At 46.8% G+C, this 16,694-nt stretch carries 16 protein-coding genes; 13 read left to right on the top strand and 3 right to left on the bottom strand.

Features of this window, described 5'->3' with window-relative positions:
- The first annotated feature begins 397 nt into the window (after window positions 1–397).
- Entirely contained in the window at window positions 398–1,258 is an 861-nt protein-coding gene (locus QUB51_RS10210; RefSeq protein WP_333052065.1) for an SDR family oxidoreductase, read from the top strand.
- Window positions 1,259–1,714: 456 nt separating this feature from the next.
- Here the strand turns inward: QUB51_RS10210 and QUB51_RS10205 are convergent, their stop codons facing one another.
- On the bottom strand, window positions 1,715–2,743 hold the full coding sequence (locus QUB51_RS10205; protein ID WP_333052069.1) for a hemerythrin domain-containing protein: 1,029 nt from the start codon (window positions 2,741–2,743) through the stop codon (window positions 1,715–1,717).
- Between the two features lie 332 nt (window positions 2,744–3,075).
- On the opposite strand from QUB51_RS10205, the gene QUB51_RS10200 reads away from it, so the two are divergent.
- Together QUB51_RS10200 and QUB51_RS10195 are read left to right on the top strand one after the other, a co-directional pair.
- On the top strand, window positions 3,076–4,341 hold the full coding sequence (locus QUB51_RS10200) for a pitrilysin family protein (protein ID WP_333207760.1): 1,266 nt from the start codon (window positions 3,076–3,078) through the stop codon (window positions 4,339–4,341).
- Window positions 4,342–4,676: 335 nt separating this feature from the next.
- Window positions 4,677–5,945, top strand: coding sequence for a pitrilysin family protein (locus QUB51_RS10195; RefSeq protein WP_333052073.1), 1,269 nt, complete (start codon window positions 4,677–4,679; stop codon window positions 5,943–5,945).
- On the opposite strand, the gene QUB51_RS10190 is transcribed toward QUB51_RS10195, so the two are convergent.
- Entirely contained in the window at window positions 5,942–6,133 is a 192-nt protein-coding gene (locus QUB51_RS10190) for a hypothetical protein (protein WP_333052075.1), read from the bottom strand. The genes QUB51_RS10195 and QUB51_RS10190 overlap by 4 nt on opposite strands.
- A 99-nt stretch (window positions 6,134–6,232) precedes the next feature.
- On the opposite strand from QUB51_RS10190, the gene QUB51_RS10185 reads away from it, so the two are divergent.
- The 10 genes from QUB51_RS10185 (at window position 6,233) to QUB51_RS10140 (ending at window position 15,712) form a co-directional block, all read left to right on the top strand.
- Window positions 6,233–6,859 carry a Uma2 family endonuclease gene (locus QUB51_RS10185; protein WP_333052076.1) on the top strand — a complete coding sequence of 209 codons (627 nt, stop codon included), beginning with the start codon at window positions 6,233–6,235 and terminating at the stop codon, window positions 6,857–6,859.
- Window positions 6,860–7,338: 479 nt separating this feature from the next.
- Entirely contained in the window at window positions 7,339–9,159 is a 1,821-nt protein-coding gene (locus QUB51_RS10180) for an efflux RND transporter periplasmic adaptor subunit (RefSeq protein ID WP_333231561.1), read from the top strand.
- A 426-nt stretch (window positions 9,160–9,585) separates the two neighbouring features.
- Window positions 9,586–10,851 carry an ABC transporter permease gene (locus tag QUB51_RS10175; RefSeq protein ID WP_333207763.1) on the top strand — a complete coding sequence of 422 codons (1,266 nt, stop codon included), beginning with the start codon at window positions 9,586–9,588 and terminating at the stop codon, window positions 10,849–10,851.
- A gap of 500 nt (window positions 10,852–11,351) precedes the next feature.
- Window positions 11,352–11,690, top strand: coding sequence for an NADH-quinone oxidoreductase subunit K (locus QUB51_RS10170; protein WP_333052085.1), 339 nt, complete (start codon window positions 11,352–11,354; stop codon window positions 11,688–11,690).
- Window positions 11,687–13,117 carry a cation:proton antiporter gene (locus tag QUB51_RS10165; protein ID WP_333052089.1) on the top strand — a complete coding sequence of 477 codons (1,431 nt, stop codon included), beginning with the start codon at window positions 11,687–11,689 and terminating at the stop codon, window positions 13,115–13,117. The genes QUB51_RS10170 and QUB51_RS10165 overlap by 4 nt, the downstream gene beginning before the upstream one ends.
- A complete protein-coding gene (locus tag QUB51_RS10160; RefSeq protein WP_333231558.1) occupies window positions 13,114–13,497 on the top strand; it encodes a Na+/H+ antiporter subunit E in 384 nt (127 codons plus the stop codon). Before QUB51_RS10165 ends, QUB51_RS10160 begins: the two co-directional genes overlap by 4 nt.
- Before the next feature lie 458 nt (window positions 13,498–13,955).
- On the top strand, window positions 13,956–14,186 hold the full coding sequence (locus QUB51_RS10155) for a hypothetical protein (protein WP_333052300.1): 231 nt from the start codon (window positions 13,956–13,958) through the stop codon (window positions 14,184–14,186).
- Window positions 14,183–14,470: a monovalent cation/H(+) antiporter subunit G gene (locus tag QUB51_RS10150; RefSeq protein ID WP_333052095.1), complete on the top strand. Its 288-nt coding sequence runs from the start codon at window positions 14,183–14,185 to the stop codon at window positions 14,468–14,470. Before QUB51_RS10155 ends, QUB51_RS10150 begins: the two co-directional genes overlap by 4 nt.
- On the top strand, window positions 14,460–15,047 hold the full coding sequence (locus QUB51_RS10145) for a DUF4040 domain-containing protein (protein ID WP_333052097.1): 588 nt from the start codon (window positions 14,460–14,462) through the stop codon (window positions 15,045–15,047). Before QUB51_RS10150 ends, QUB51_RS10145 begins: the two co-directional genes overlap by 11 nt.
- Window positions 15,047–15,712, top strand: coding sequence for a Na(+)/H(+) antiporter subunit B (locus tag QUB51_RS10140; RefSeq protein WP_333052098.1), 666 nt, complete (start codon window positions 15,047–15,049; stop codon window positions 15,710–15,712). The genes QUB51_RS10145 and QUB51_RS10140 overlap by 1 nt, the downstream gene beginning before the upstream one ends.
- 420 nt (window positions 15,713–16,132) lie before the next feature.
- On the opposite strand, the gene QUB51_RS10135 is transcribed toward QUB51_RS10140, so the two are convergent.
- Window positions 16,133–16,624, bottom strand: coding sequence for a Uma2 family endonuclease (locus tag QUB51_RS10135; RefSeq protein WP_333259782.1), 492 nt, complete (start codon window positions 16,622–16,624; stop codon window positions 16,133–16,135).
- Between the last annotated feature and the right edge of the window lie 70 nt (window positions 16,625–16,694).

Genomic DNA, 16,694 nt, shown 5'->3' with positions numbered 1-16,694 from the left:
CTTAAGTTAGGTTTCTAGTTCGAGACTCAGCAATTAGCAACTAGCTTCTTTAAAAAGCACGTCAAATGATGTTTTGACGTGCTTTTTGCTGTTTTGACAATAATTAGAGGCTCGCGGGGCGGGTTTATCGATTTCTTTAATTACCGGAAATATTTTTCGTGAAACCCGCCTCTACAACAAATATATCCCGATGCTCGTAGGGGCGCGTTTTACCGACAATCTTTGAGGAAAACTCACAATTTATATAAACCAGCCCGCCACAATCATGGGATCGGCTGACGGGTTTATTTATCTCTTTAATTACTGTCTTTAGTCGTAGAGCGCGATCAGCAAAAAGAGCGATTCCCTAGTGACAGAAAACCTTTATTTATAGAGGTAGAACTTAGAGGAATTTTTTATGCCAACCGAACAGAAGATTAATCCGGCTCAACATCAAGAACAACAACCCGGTATTGAATCCGAGATGACTCCACAACCTCAATCCTTCGCGGAGGGATATCGTGGTAGCGACAAATTGCGCGACAAAGTAGCCTTAATTACCGGCGGAGACAGTGGGATCGGGCGCGCCGTGGCGATCGCCTTTGCCAAGGAAGGCGCTAACGTGGTCATCAGCTATCTTAACGAAGATGATGATGCTAAAAAGACCAAAGAGGCGATCGAACAACAAGGCCAGCGCTGTATGGCGATCGCCGGCGACATCGGCGATGAAAGCGTCTGCCAAAACCTTGTAGAACAAACAGTTAAAGAATTTGGCCATCTCGACATCCTCGTCAACAACGCCGCCGAACAGCATCCCCAAGAAAGCATCGAAAACATCACCGCCGAACAATTAGAGCGCACCTTCCGCACCAACATTTTCTCGATGTTTTATCTCACCAAAGCCGCTCTCAAACACCTCAAAGAAGGAAGTGCAATTATCAACACTACCTCTGTCACCGCTTACAAAGGCAATCAACAATTGTTAGATTACTCCTCCACCAAAGGAGCAATTGTTGCCTTTACTCGCTCCTTGTCTCAAAGTTTAGCTGAGAAAGGAATTCGCGTCAACGGAGTCGCCCCCGGCCCGATTTGGACGCCTCTAATTCCTGCAACTTTCCCTGAAGAAAAAGTGGAAAAATTTGGTGCAGATACGGCCTTGGGACGCGCCGGTCAACCCGATGAAGTTGCCCCCAGCTACGTGTTTTTAGCTTCAAAAGATTCGTCTTACATGACTGGTCAAATTTTGCATCCCAACGGCGGTTCTGTGATTAATGGCTAAAATCTTCTTGCTCCCAATCCTCGTAGGGGCGGGTTTCACCGAAAATCTTTGATGTAATTCATAATCTAAATAAACCCGCCCTCCAAAACTAGGGGAGCGGGTTTATTTAGATTATGAATTTCCCAAAATACAGCATATTCGGTGGTTCATGAAGTACAGTATCCGCCTTAATTGTTGGTACATTGTTATGTAGGGTGCGGATCTGCTCATGTTTAATGAAACTTGCAGATTGACTGGTGGCGACGCACCGATGCTTACGACAAGATTGTGTTTACCGCATATACATGGAATATGCTGTATCTTTCGTGAAACCCGCCCCTACAAATAAATAATATATTTATTTTTTTAACTTGTCTTTCAAAAAACAGTAATCCCGCTACCCACGTAGCGGGATTGATAGGTTGCAGTTTAGCTAGTTTTTAGCTCAGCTAGAGCTACAATTAGCTCGCTGCTAAATTATTTCAGGTTAGCCATTTCTTGCTGCATTGTGCTTTTGGCTGCTTTGAATTGAGTAGCCATTTGTTCCATTTGCGCTTCGCTCAAGTTGCGGCGAATTTGAGCGAACATATCGCTTTCTTCTTCTTTAACGTGCTCCTGAACTGCTGTTTGGAGCTGTTTGATTTGGGCTTTGAAATCAGAAGAACTGGGGTTCATTGACTTAATCTTGGCGAGCATTTGCTTCATTTCTGCTTGCTCGTTGTACAGTTCTTGAGTGTTGCTGTAGTAGCTGCGAATTGCTGGGTAAACAATTTGTTCTTCTGCTTCTGCGTGGACGCTTAAATCTTTGTACAACTGACCGAAGAATTCTTGCAGTTTTTTCGGATCGTCGGTGCTTGCGATTTCCATAAAGAGGGTATCGGCTTTCCGGTGATCCATGGTGAGGATTTCGGTGATGTTCATCTCATCTTTGCTGCGGGTAACTGCACCGCCGATGATGCCGGTCATGGCGGCCATTGCATCTTGCACGCGAGCCCAAACGCCTTGGTCGGGGTCTTTGCCGGTCAGTTCGCGCACGCCTAAAATTTCGAGAACTCCTTTGAGTTGTTCTTGGTGAGCGCGGTTCTCAAAGTTAACTGTATTGAGCGGGGTAATGGCAGCTTCGATGTCGGCGCCGACTACTTGAGCGGCTTTGTGAATTAATAAGCCAGCCATGGTTTGTTTGTGTTTGAGCAGTTCGTGCTGAGCGACTTTTTCAAACATGGTCAGTTCAGAACCTTTCATGAGTTTCTGAACTTCTTCAATCATTTTTGTGCTGGTTTCTTTGGGCTCGGCTTGAATTCCGTATTGAACGATTACGGTTTCTAATACACCCAAGTTTTTGCGATCGTCTTCGAGCATATCCCGGAAGCGCTGGGCTAGTTCGGAGTCGTTACAGGAATTGATGAATAATTGCTCGTTGGCGATCAACAGGTTTTGCAGCGCTTTCATGTCTGCTAATTTAGTTGCGATCGCTTGGCGCTTGGTATCTTCTAAGGTAGCTACCATCTGTCGTTTCTCCTCTCAATGTCTTTAGTGTTCTTACATCTCTTAATTTATTGAAATATTCTGATAACATCCTCTTTCTCCCGACTGATTCATTAATATCCCGCGCAACCTATTGACTTTTGAGCAAAAAAATGGTAATTAATTAAGGCTAAGGTCGTTTTAAAAAAAATCTAAAATTACCCTTAATAACAACTGACAAGGGCCAACTGACAAGGGCCAACTGACAAGGGCCCAGTGACAACTGACTTTTGTATCAATTAATCCCGATCGCATAGCTGGAAGGCGCTACCATAGTTGCAGCCGAAGTTAACTAAAGTTTAAGAATAACTAGCTTGTCTCAACTGCTCACTGCTTTAGAGTTCCCAGCCAATGTCTGGAAGCTGAATAATGGGTTAACGGTCATTCACCAGCGGATTTCGGCCACACCGGTGGTCGCGCTAGACGTGTGGGTGAGGGCTGGCGCTACGCTGGAGCCGGATTCTTGGTCTGGAATGGCTCATTTTCTAGAACACATGATATTTAAAGGGACGGATTCGATCGCCCCTGGAGAATTTGACCAGGTAATCGAAAATCGCGGCGGTGTCGCCAATGCAGCTACAAGTCACGACTACGCCCATTTTTTCGTCAACGCTGCGGCCGATTATTTAGCAGAAACAGCGCAGCCGCTGGCAGAATTGCTACTGCGCGCTTCGATTCCCGATCAGGAATTCGATCGCGAGCGAGATGTGGTGCTCGAAGAAATCCGTCAAGCTCAAGACAATCCCGATTGGCTGGGTTTCCAAGCCATGATGGAAACAGTTTACCAGCGGCATCCCTACAGGCGATCGGTATTGGGCACGGAAGAGTTGCTGATGTCGCGAACTCCCCACGAAATGCGCTGTTTCCATCGATCGCACTATCAGCCGGAAAATATGACTGTGGTGGTAGTCGGGGGAATTGATGAAGAACAGGCTAGGGATGTCACGGGGAAAGCATTCGAGCAGTTTTCCGAGCGGTGGGATTGTCCCAAATTAACCGCAGAAGCGGAACCGCCACTGATAGAAATTCGCCGTCAGGAACTCTGTCTCCCCCGATTGGAACAAGCGCGGCTGATGATGGCCTGGACGGGGCCGGGAGTTGAACAGTTGCAAAGTGCTTGCGGCTTGGATTTGCTGTCGGTGTTGCTCGCAGACGGGCGGACTTCGCGTTTAGTCAGGGAACTGCGGGAAGAATTACAATTGGTAGAGGCGATCGACAGCACTTTCTCGTTGCAACGGGAATCGAGTTTATTTACTATCAGTGCAGTCTTGGAGGCGAAGGATATCGAACAGGTGGAATCTCGGATTTGCGATCGGCTTTGGGAATTGCAGTCTGAGCCGGTTTCCGAGGTAGAATTGCTTCGCTGTCAGCGTTTGCTGTGCAACGATTTTGCTTTCTCGCTCGAAACGCCGGGACAGCTAGCAGGTCTTTACGGATATTACAATACGATCGCCACTGCGGAATTAGCGCTTAGCTATCCCACGAGGATTAAAGCATTTGGGCCCTTAGACCTTCAGCGCCTAGCTCAACAATATCTTTCTCCCCGCCGCTACACGGCTGTGGTGCTAAAACCAATCTAATTGGTAAACGGGTAAAAATACATATATTTTTAGTACCGGAGAGATGTTCGGCATTTGTCCGGGGTTCTTTGTGCTTGTGGCGCACCCTAGGGGATAGAGGTTCGGCGTTTGTCCAGGGTTCTTTGTGCTTGTGGCACACCTTACAGGATAGATGTTGTTACATTTAGATGTTGTGCGTCAGGCCCTGCCCGGTATGACATCATACAAGATGCAAATGGAAAATAGAAAAATGGCAATCAAGTAATTACCAATTACCCATTACCAATTACCCCTTACCCATTTTCAATTACCAATACTTCAGCTACTCTCAGTACAAGTTCCCAACTAAATTAACCATGAAAAATGAAATCCAGCGCACGGTTTTAGACAACGGTATTGTTGTCTTAGCAGCAGAAAATCCAGCAGCAGATATTATTGCAGCTAGGATATTCCTGCGGGCCGGCAGTCGCTACGTGCAGCCGGAACAAGCAGGATTGTGTCACTTGCTGTCGGCGGTAATGACTAAGGGAACCGATCGACTGTCTTCGCTGGAAATTGCCGAGCGTGTAGAATCGGTGGGAGCGAGGTTGAGTGCCGACTCTACTACAGACTATTTTTTAGTGAGTTTGAAGACGGTTTCTGCAGATTTTGAGGAGATTTTGGAGTTGGCGGCGCAATTGACGCGATCGCCGAATTTCCCGGAAGCTGAAGTCGAACTTGAACGCCGTATTGCCATATCAGCAATTCGATCGCAACAAGAACAGCCATTTGCGATCGCCTTCGAGCAATTGCGGCACGCGATGTACCAAGAACACCCCTATGCTTTCTCTCCCTTGGGCACGGAAGCTACTATGTCAAAGCTCACCAGAAACGAGCTCGAACAGTTCCACAAAACCTATTTCCGTCCCGATAATGTAGTTATTTCGGTAGCCGGCAGAATATCGACCGAAGATGCGATCGCCCTAATCGATCGAACTTTTGGGGACTGGAAAGCGCCTTTAACACCCCTGCCAACTTTAAGCGTCCCCCCCCTGTCACCCTCCCCTCAATCGGTCGTTACCGCGCAAGATACGCAGCAATCAGTGATTATGCTGGGCTACCTCGCACCCTCTGTCAAAAATCCCGACTACGCAGCGATTAAATTGCTGAATACTTATTTGGGTAACGGTTTGTCGAGCCGATTGTTTGTGGAATTGCGGGAAAAGCGGGGCTTGGCTTACGACGTTTCTGCGCTGTACGCGACGCGCTTGGACACGGCTCAGTTTGTCGTGTACATGGGTACGGCGCCGGAAAATACAACTACGGCTTTTGAAGGATTGCGTACAGAAGTCGATCGACTCGCCAACATCGAACTAAGCGAGGAAGAATTGCAAGCTTGCAAGAATAAAATGCTCGGTCAATATGCTTTAGGAAAACAAACTAATTCGCAAATTGCCCAAGTTTTAGGTTGGTACGAAATTTTGGGATTGGGAATTAAATTTGACCAGCAGTTTCAAGAAGAAATTGCACAGGTGACAGCTTCACAAGCGCGGGATGCTGCTAAGAAATATTTTGTAGAACCGTATATTTCTTTGGTGGGCCCGGAGGCGGCGATTACAGAGTTGGGTGTAGTGGCTGTTTGTTAAGTAGGAAATTGGCGATCGAACTTTTCAAAAGTTCGATCGATGCGATCGCTATTTCTAGGAATGTAAAATGAATGTTTCGCGTTGGGGCGTAAGAGATGAAAATGGGGCATAGGGCATAGGGCATAGGGTAATGGGGCATCGGTAACGGTTTGATCCGTCACACATCGCGTATTCAATCTGATAGACATCTCCCATAATTCTTGTGGAACAGGCAGGATGCCTGTTCAAAACAGGCTTTTTAGGAGATGTCTGATATACTAAAAGAATTGATTGGGCTAAGTTGAGCTATGACCATTGCGATCGACCAACCAATACAACAGAAGCCACTCAGCTTTGACGAGTTTATCGCCCGTTATGGTGGCGATAACCGCTATGAACTGATCGATGGAGAAGTATTCGACTTGGAAGCAACAGGCCCTCATGAGGAGGTTGCAGCCTTCATTACCACAAAAATCTGTGTCCAGATCGATGGAACAGGCTTACCTTGGTTTGTCCTTCAGCGGGGACTATTGCGCCCTTCAAATATTGGTATGACAGCATTTCGACCTGATGTTGCAGTTGTCGATCGAGATGAACTTACCAAAGAACTGTTTTGGTCTGACGAGTCGATCCTGACACTGGGTAGTTCGATTAAATTTGTGGCAGAAGTTGTTAGTAGCAACTGGCAAAATGATTATTCCCGTAAGGTCGAAGACTACGCAGTTTTAGGTATTCCTGAATATTGGATTGCAGACTACGCAGGATTAGGTGGTACTCAACACATTGGGAAGCCCAAACAACCCACCCTCTCTATCTGCACTTTAGTGAATGGGGAATATCAAATTCAGCAGATTCGGGGCAATCAGACCATCGTCTCTCTAACTTTCCCAGATTTAAAACTGACTGCTGAACAGGTGTTGATGGCTGGCAGGTAAAATCACTACAACACGTAGGATATATTAGGATATATTCTTCAGATAAAAATAGGTTTAGCCACAAGGTTTCAGTAGACCGTTCGCGATCAATCTAATTCCTTTGCAACGTAGGGTTATGCTGAGTGCTGAGTTTTATTATTCTCTATATATTGGCGTAAAACGTTATTAATTAAAGTTTTATACTGTGAGTCTTGAGCCTCACACCACTGCTTCACATCTGGATCGAGCGGAACTAAGGATCGCGAATTAAATAACTTACAATTTTAATTGTTATTGTGGGATGGGCTCTTATAGCCCGTCCAAAAAAGACGGGCTATAAGAGCCCATCCCACTTTCAAGAGTGGAAGTTATTTAATTCTCATTCCTTATTATCCGAAGATACCTGCGCTACAACCGAAAAAACCTAGTGAGACTTCAATTGAACCTTTTGTGTTCCCGATCGGTCTAAATTCAAGACAGACCCATCAGGTCTAATTTATATGTACTTAGTAAAGCACTTTCAGATAAAAAAAGAGCTGACTCCCTGGCTTAGCGGACTCCTCGCCGCTTCCCTGCTGGCAGGAGTCGGCTACACAGCTTACAGCCAACTCACAGTCAAATCGAGCAGCGAAACCAGACGCCAGGAAAAAACCGTTGCTGTCGAAAGGGTGAACCTGCCGATTACAATTTCGGCAAACGGCACAATTGTACCCGAACGTTCCGTTAACGTCAGCCCCAAAACTTCAGGAATGCTCAAAAGTTTGCTTGTCAAGGAAGGAGATAGGGTTGAACAAGGGCAGATTCTCGCCTACATGGACGACTCCAACCTTCAGGGGCAACTTACCCAAACTCGCGGACAACTCGCAGCCGCAGAAGCAAACCTGGAAAAATTGGTCAACGGCACTCGAACCCAGGACATTGCCGTGGCTAAGGCAGTGTTAGCAGAACAACAAGCAAGTCTGGAAAAATTGCTCAACGGCAATCGAAGCCAGGATATTGCCGTAGCTGAGGCAGCGTTAGCTGAACAACAAGCAAGTCTGGAAAAATTGCTCAACGGCAATCGAAGCCAGGATATTGCCGTAGCTGAGGCAGCGTTAGCTGAACAACAGGCAAATTTACAAAAATTGCTTAAGGGCAATCGCCCTGAAGACATCGCCCAAGCAGTCGCCCAACTCAGAGATGCCGAATACGCCAAAAACCAAGCAGAGGAAGACTTTCAGAGAAATCAGGAACTCTACAATGCCGGAGCCATTGCTTTGCAAATTGTCAACAACTCCCGCACCGCGCGCGATCGAGCTCAAACGCAAGTCAGACAAGCCGAACAAGCTGTAGCTTTGCTGCAAGCGGGTGCTCGCCCCGAAGAAATCGCTTCAGCGCGGGCTGCTGTCGAGCAAAAACGGCAAGCTTTGACCCTAGCCCGATCGGGCTCACGCCCGGAAGACATCGCTGCGGGGCGGGCCGCTGTGGAGCAAAAACGGCAAGCTTTGGCCCTAGCGCGATCGGGCGCACGCCCGGAAGAAATCGCAGCAGCCCAGGCCGCCGTCGAGCAAAAACAGCAAGCTTTAGCCCTGCTAGAAGCCGGTTCCCGCCCCGAAGACATCGCCCAAGCCCGCGCCCAAGTTCTCGCCGCTAGAGGCAGCCTGCAAAGCGTTCAAGCGCTGATCGACGACACTGTGCTACGGGCTCCTTTCACCGGCACTGTCACCCGCAAGTACGCAGATCCGGGCGCTTTTGTGACTCCCACGACGGCAGGTAGTGCGGTTTCTTCGGCGACTTCTTCTTCGATTTTGTCCTTAGCTTCAAAAAATCAATTAGTAGCAAACGTAGCAGAAACTAATATTGCTCAGATTCAGATCGGCCAGGCTGCGTCTATTCAAGCCGATGCTTTTGCGGGAAAGACTTTTGCAGGTAAAATCACTCAAATTTCGCCTCAGTCGATCGTGCAGCAAAATGTGACAAGTTTTGAGGTAAAAGCGGCAATTATTAATGATGATAAACAAATGCTGCGATCGGGCATGAATGTGAATGTTGAGTTTAAGGCTGGTGAACTCAAAAATGTTTTGGTAGTTCCGACTGCGGCAATTGTCCGCCAACAAAGGGAAACGGGGGTTTATGTTCCCGGTGGAGAAGATGGTAAACCTGCTTTTATGCCGATTAAGACTGGTATGACGGTGGATGACAAGACGGAAGTGCGATCGGGTTTGAAAGGAAATGAAAAAGTGCTGCTTAGTTTACCCCCCGGATTGCGGCCTCGATCCCAAAATCCATCGTCGGGTGGAATTCCAGGTTTGCAACCGGGTGGGGGAAGGCGCTTGCGTTAGTAGTCAGTCCGCGCAGTAGGGGCTAGTTGGTTCGTCGCAGAGTCCGCTAGTTCGTCGCAGAGTCCGCCAGGGATTGAAATCCCTGTCTCATAGCGAAAGTCCTCTGAAAGAGGACTGAAGAGTTAGTTGATGTAGATCGGTTTTAGACGAATTTTCAGTCGGTTTCAACCGACTTTAGCTATGAGACGGGGGTTTCAACCCCCGGCGGATCGTGCCACAAATCATATCGTTTCCGGCTGCATCATCAGACGAATTTTCAGTCGGTTTCAACCGACTTTAACTATGAGACGGGGGTTTCAATCCCCGGCGGTTTGTGCCATAAATCATATGGTTTCCGGTTGCATCGTCAGGTGATAAATTAGGGACCAATTTAGGCAGAATCCTTAGAAGTTGCCACCAAATAACAAATAACTAATAACTAATAACATGAAATTACAGACTCGCCCCCGCACCAACAAAATCTCTAACGTTCAAATCGCGTTCATGGCGACAGAGGCGCTGTGGAATAATAAGTTGCGTACCAGTTTAACTATGCTGGGGGTAATTATTGGGATATCTTCGGTAATTGCTATTACTTCGGTGGGACAGGGAGTACAAAAATCAACTGAAGAACAGTTAAAGGCTTTGGGTACAAATGTGCTGTTGGTTTTATCCGGCGCTTCGCGATCGGGCGGTGTCAGTCAGGGAAGCGGTTCTGCTACTACCCTGACTTGGGATGACGCTAGGGCGATCGGCAAACAAGCTCCTGCTGTTAAGGCGATTTCGGCTTATTTGCAGCGCCAAGTGCAAGTCGTTTATGGCGGACAAAATTCATTTACTTCGATTTTGGGAACGGATTTAAACTATCCAGATGTGAAGAACATTCAACCCCAAGAAGGACGGTTTTTTAACGAGGATGAATTGAATGCTGCTGAGCCAGTAGTTGTCCTCGGTTCTAAGGTGCGGGACGAACTTTTTGGAGCCGGAGTTAATGCGCTATCCTCTGATATTCGCATTCAGGGAAACCGCTACAAGGTCATTGGGGTGATGGAAAGCAAGGGGTCTGTAGGGGGAACCGATCAGGACGATCGAGTGTATATTCCTCTCAAAAATATGTCTTCGCGAATTGTGGGGAGAAATTCTTTAGCGGGGATTGCAATATCGGGTTTTTGGTTGGAAACTGCCGACGAAGCGGATTTGGCGGATGCTCAATTTCAAGTGGAAAATATCATGCGCTTGCGCCACAATATTTATCCGCCACAACCGGATGATTTTAGAGTTGTAAATCAAGCTGAGATAGTTAATACTTTCAGCAATGTGATAGGTTTATTTACGGTGATGGTGGGTTCGATCGCCGGAATTTCTTTGGTGGTTGGCGGCATCGGTATTGCTAATATTATGTTGGTGTCTGTTGTGGAACGGACTAAGGAAATCGGGATTCGCAAAGCCGTAGGCGCTACTAATGCAGCAATTCTCATTCAATTTATGGCGGAATCTATTTTAGTTTCCACGGTGGGGGGAACGGCGGGTATTGGGTTGGGAGTTGCGATCGCCTTTGGGGCCTCGACAGCATTCAAATTTCCGTTTGTGGTTTCTGTATGGTCGATCGCGGCTGGTTTTGGGCTATCCTTTACTGTAGGCTTATTGGCTGGAGTGTTACCGGCTCGGAATGCGGCTCGCTTAGATCCGATCGCAGCTTTGCGGAATGATTGAACTTAGTGAGGTTCGCTCCAGTGAAATTGAACACTCTTGGACGCACGAGTGCTCTGAAACCGGGTTTGATGGACGATCGGACTTCGTTGTCGGCCACAGATTCGCTAACGAGACTTAGACAAAAGTCACGTCCAAAATGGCTGCAAACAGCGACAGGTAAAGGGTTTGAGGTTGAATTGGGTACAGTCCAGAACTGGCAAGGGTTTGGGATCTGACCAAAAATTTCTTCATGTGGTACCCGCCACGTGATTTATCTCGCGCAAATCAATCCCAAATCGAAAATCGAAAATCACTTATTGCCCCCGCATTTATCTCGCGCAAGTAAATCTAAAATCTAAAATCTAAAATCTAAAATCGATTGACGGAGCCGAAAACTCTTTCCCTTACCTAGAGTGCGTTTCAGCTAGTTTAGGGGATAGAAAATTTCTAAGTCCCATTAGAAATAATATACGCCAATTCAAATATAATAACAAAAACCCCTTATCCAACACGCAATTTCCATGTTAGAAGCATTGGTATTGGCAACAGTATTTTGCGGATTTTTTGGTATCATCTTTAAAAAGAACCTGCTCATGAAAATCGTCTGTATGGATGTCATGAGTACAGGGGTTATCGCCTATTACGTGGTGGTGGCATCGCGAGAAGGCTTGCTGACACCAATTATTTCAAAGGGGAAAAATGTTGTCGCTTACGCCGATCCGGTTCCCCAGGCGGTGATCTTAACGGCGATCGTGATCGGCTTTTCGATTCAGGCTTTAATGCTGGTAAGTGTGATGAAGCTGGCACGAGATAATCCGACATTAGAAAGTAACGAAATCGAGATGAATAATACCCCATGAATACCCTGACGCTAGCCTGGATTGGACTCCCGTTTTTTGTCGGGTTTAGTATTTATTTGATTCCGAAGTTTGCCAAGTATCTGGCAATATTCGGAGCGCTCGCGTCCGCTGCCTATGCGTTCCAGCTTTTTGCTATGCCGTCAGCGGTGACGCTGCAGTTACTGGATAATTTCAGTGTCACGTTGTTAGTCGATCGCTTGAGCGGCTATTTCATCTTAACCAATGCCTTAGTCACGGCAGCGGTGATTATCTACTGTTGGCCCACAGAGAAGACGGCATTTTTTTATGCACAAATTCTGATGGTACACGGCAGCCTGAATGCGGCCTTTGCCTCTAGTGACTTTATCAGTTTATATGTGGGGTTAGAGGTCAGCGGGATTGCGGCGTTTCTCTTGATTGCCTATCCTCGCACCGATCGCTCGATTTGGGTAGCTTTGCGCTATCTATTTATTAGCAACACGGCAATGCTGTTTTATCTAGTCGGTGCCGTGCTGGTTTATAAGGCAAGTAATTCGTTTAGTTTTGCCGGCTTGGGTGCAGCGCCCCCAGAGGCGACAGCTCTGATCTTTATGGCACTCTTGGTTAAGGGAGGTGTGTTTGTATCGGGGCTATGGCTACCGCTAACTCACTCGGAATCAGAAACGCCAGTGTCGGCTTTGCTGTCAGGGATTGTGGTTAAAGCGGGGGTATATCCCCTCGTGCGGTGCGCGCTGATGGTGGAGGAGGTGGCACCCATCGTCCAAATTTTCGGAGTGGGGGCGGCGTTGATGGGCGTCTTCTATGGCCTCTTTGAAAAGGATACCAAGCGGCTGCTGGCGTTCAGCACGGTTTCGCAGTTAGGTTGGATTCTCGTAGCCCCGGAAGCGGCAGGCTTTTATGCCCTCGCCCACGGCTTGGTCAAATCGGCGCTATTCCTGATTGCGGGCTCTTTACCCAGCCGCGACTTTAAGGTATTGCGACAAAAGCAGATTAATACTAAGCTCTGGATTGCCTTAGTCGTGGGTAGCCTTTCGATCTCAGGCTTTCCTTTTTTGGTTGGCTTTGGGGCAAAGATGTTGACTTTGAAGAATTTGACACCCCCTTATGCGATCGCCATGAATGTGGCAGCAGTAGGAACTGCTATCCTATTTGCTAAATTCATCTTTCTGCCCCGTGGTGGAGAAGCAAAATCAAAACCCGGTTTTTGGCCTGCAGTGTTGCTGTTGCTAGGTGGGCTGATTGCAGCCAATGCTTTTGATGTTCAGGCTTATACGCTGGAAAATATGCTTAAGGCGATAGCCATCATCGGTGTTGGTTGGTTAGCCTATTTTCTAATTTTTCAACGCACGGCAATCAAACTGCCACGTATGCTTGAACAATTCGATCATTTGGTCGGTTTTATGAGCTTGATTTCGCTCCTACTATTCTGGATGGCATTACCACAATGATTGGACAGCTAATATTAAGACTGACGATCTGGTTTCTACTTACTGCCGATTTTAGTTTGGCAAATATTGCGATCGGCTTCATCATTGCTTTCCTGTTGCCGCGCAGCTACACACCCCCGGAACCTTTGAGGGAATGGTTGGGGGTGTTTGGTAAAATCTTCATGGCGATTCCGATAGCTTATATAGAAGCTTTTGAACTCATCTTCCGTCCCCACAGACACGAAGATGTGATCATGGAAAAAGTGCCAAACCATCGATCGCCCTTGCTGATATTCCTAGATGTCTTCGTGATCACTTTTACTCCCAAGACGATTGTTGTGAAATATCACGAAGAGGGTTTTTACGAAGTACACCGAGTGCGGCGGACTTCGAGTAATTAGCTGAAGTTTTTTCGGAATTATTTAACCGCAGAGAACTCAGAGAAGGCAGAGAAGGGAGAAATAAATAAGTAGAACGGCGATAAAATAGGTAAGTATGTCCGCAGTTAGTAAAAGTGCTCTATCGCAGGGGTTACGATACTTTACATTTTCTGACATATCCGAGTTTATTTACACGCTCGATATTGGATAATTCTCAAGAATCTGTAGGGGCGGGTTCACCAATAGCTTTAAAGATTGCAGACAGGTTAAATAAACCCGCCCCGACCCGCGAAACAGCCCGTCAAGAACAGGCAGGAACCCTGTTCCACAATGATGGCAGAGGTCTATTAACTTGCACTATTCTCAAGAGTTTCTTGTGGGGTGTAAGGGGTTGGGGACGCGAGCCCGCCCCAATATTAAGTAAGAAAAATCAGGAGTACACACAATTGAACAACTTGAACAACTTGATTCTAATTGCGATGATTTTGGCTCTGCTCATACCCATGTATGAGGTATGGAAAGATCATGATATCTGGCAGACAATGTTGGCGTTTGCCAGTATTTCGACCAAGGCGGCAATCATCGCTCTCGTCATATCCGTCTGGCGCGATGATTGGATGATCGGTGTGGTGGCGGCGATTATCCTCAGTGTGGGTAATGCTGGCTTGATGTTGTTGGCACAAATAATCAAACGTATCAGTGAAGCATGATCGTAATAGATGTATTGAGCTATACCTGCATCGGTATAGGGATTTTTTTCTGGTTTTGGGGTACTTCTTACCTACTTGGGAAGCGATCGGTTTTATATAAACTGCACAGTCTTTCGGTAGCAGATACGCTGGGTTCGATCGCGATAGTCGTCGGATTGCTGCTGCAAATACCCAGTAAATGGCCCCTGCTGATTCTGGCGATCATTTGCTTAGCAACCTGGAACACAATGCTGGGATATGTGTTGGCCTATTGTTCCAAAACAGGGACTAACTATGAACGATAATAGCTACATTTATGTCCTCGTCGCTCTGCTACCCTTAGCTGCTGGTATGGTGGTATTTCAGGTCAATCCATACCACGCATTGCTGCTGCGGGGGGTATTGGGAGCGATCGCCGCCTTGGTGTATACAATTCTAGGGGCGGGAGATGTGGGCTTGACCGAAGCCTTGATGGGTACTCTACTCGCGATTACACTTTATGCAGTGACGGTGCGTTCATCCTTCGTGCTGCGTCTGGGTGTAATCGAAGAGGGGACAGAGGGCGAGGCTATACCAAACGACAAAACCGCAGGTGATTTTAAGCAACTGATAGATGACATCCGCACAGTTTTTGAGAAACGCCATATGCGCCTGGAACTCGTTCCCTATGCGAGTGCACAGGCATTGCAGCGGGCGCTGAGGGAAAAAGAAGTTCATGCAGCTTGTGCGCCACAAAGCCAATTGGAACACAGCGGCGAAGCGCAACTTTATAACACCGCAACCAGAGTTCGGCGTGTCTACGACATCATGCAAACCGAACTTTCATCACCGGGGACAACCCTAACCTATGTAAATACACCTGACGCAGAGGACAAGCATTGATGAAGTGGGTTTACTTTTTATCCGGGATAGCGCTGTTTATCAAAATGCTGCTAATCGCCAATCCCACAATGGAGTTATCGCAGCAAAGTTCGATCGTCGAATTGGTTGTTCAAGATAGTGGAGTATCCAATGCGGTTTCCGGTATCATTTTGCGAAATCGGCTGTACGACACGATCTTTGAAGTCGTAGTATTTACGATCGCCATCTTGGGTGCAAGTTTTATGCTAGCCAATGAACAGCCGTCCTGCGCCATATATCAGTTTACCGATCAACCATCGATTATTTTGGCGCGATTGGGAGCGACGATTGCCGCGTTGGTGGGTGTCGAACTAGCAATTCGCGGCCATTTAAGTCCAGGCGGTGGTTTTGCAGCGGGTGTAGCGGGGGGAACTGCGATCGGCTTGGTGGCGATTACCTCATCACCGCAGTGGATGCAAGAAATCTACAAGCAGTGGCACGCCGCGACTTTGGAGAAAGTTTCGGTACTTGTTTTCATTGTATTGTCCGTTATCACTCTGTCAGGATATGAGTTACCCCACGGAGAGTTAGGCACACTTTTCAGCGGTGGCATTCTCCCCTTGCTTAATATCCTGGTTGCAGTCAAAGTCGCATTAGGATCGTGGGCGGTGCTTTTGGTGTTTATTCGCTATCGCGGATTGCTATGAAAAATGTTCCGATCTCAAATCCATTGGCATCGAAATTATTCATCTCTCTCAATCTCTGACTACGAATTTCTTGAGGGTACAAGCCCCCGGATTTATCCGTGGAATCAATCCACAATCGAAAATCGAAAATCCTCAAGCCCCCGCATTTATCTCGCGCAAGTCAATCGAAAATCTAAAATCTAAAATCTAAAATCTAAAATCGATTGACTCTGTGTCCTCCGTCTTCTCTGCCGTTTAATCATTCAGCCTTATAAACGATATTTTACGTTTATAAGGCTGAGGCACGAGTAGTCAGAAACCCGGTTCTTTGCGAAATCAAAAACCCGGTTTCTTTGCTTTTGATAAGTAATTCCTGTGTACTCATCTGCGTTTATCTGCGTGCATCAGCGGTTAAAAAATCCAAATTTACGAGAGATCCGCTTACACTAAACCAGCTTGAAAAATCTGATTTGCTGTGATGTTCAAATCAGGAAAAGTTTGCGACACAATGCGATCGTTCTCTCGAAACTTGAGGACTTGATATTCACCATCAACCAAGTTACACACAGAAATTGTCGGTTGTTTGGGATTGCCAATAAAATTGCGTCCACCCAACGCAGCATAATCCACAATCCAATATTCAGGGATACCCATCTCCTCATAATCAGCATATTTCAAATAGTAATCATCGCGCCAATTACTTGACACAACCTCAATTACCAACGGTATCGATGCACCAAAACTGAGGATAGATTGTTTTTGCCACAAAGTTTCTTGTGCCAAATTTGCGCGATTCAGCACCAACACATCGGGGAAATAACCAGAATCTTTTTCAGGAGGTCTAACTATCACTTGGTTGGGGATACTGTAGGGCAATCCCAGACGATCGATTGCAACGGAAACTTTGATTGTAAGAAAGCCTTTAACCCACATTCCGCAGATGTCGGTCGGATTTCTTTATCAGTTGTGAAAACTTGGAAGCCAAACGCTTTTAGGCTGAAAT

Origin of the sequence: Microcoleus sp. AT8-A3, assembly GCF_036705675.1 — a bacterium.
GTDB lineage: Bacteria > Cyanobacteriota > Cyanobacteriia > Cyanobacteriales > Microcoleaceae > Microcoleus.
This window is presented reverse-complemented; position numbering and strand designations above follow the sequence as displayed.